Source organism: Vibrio sp. 1151_11 (genome assembly GCF_029478525.1).
Classification (GTDB): domain Bacteria; phylum Pseudomonadota; class Gammaproteobacteria; order Enterobacterales; family Vibrionaceae; genus Vibrio; species Vibrio anguillarum.
This window is the reverse complement of the sequence record NZ_SHMN01000142.1, coordinates 1-255: the sequence shown is the minus strand read 5'-3', so window position 1 is coordinate 255 and position 255 is coordinate 1. Positions and strand designations below refer to the sequence as shown.

The following is a 255-nucleotide window of genomic DNA, read 5'->3' as shown; positions in this document are numbered from 1 at the left end:
GCTTAGTACCACGTAGAAGTGCACCAACGTTCTCACCTGCACGACCTTCGTCAAGCAGCTTACGGAACATCTCAACACCTGTACAAGTCGTTGTGATTGTGTCTTTGATACCAATGATCGCAACTTCGTCACCTACACGTAGGATACCGCGCTCGATACGGCCAGTTACTACTGTACCACGACCTTGGATTGAGAATACGTCTTCGATTGGTAGTAGGAATGCTTGGTCTACTGCACGCTCAGGCTCTGGAATGT

General features: G+C 49.0%; 1 protein-coding gene. It reads right to left on the bottom strand.

From position 1 onward, the window contains the following. Positions 1-255, bottom strand: a 255-nt coding sequence (locus tag EXZ60_RS19145; RefSeq protein ID WP_277436168.1) for an EF-Tu/IF-2/RF-3 family GTPase, incomplete at both ends; no start/stop codon positions are given.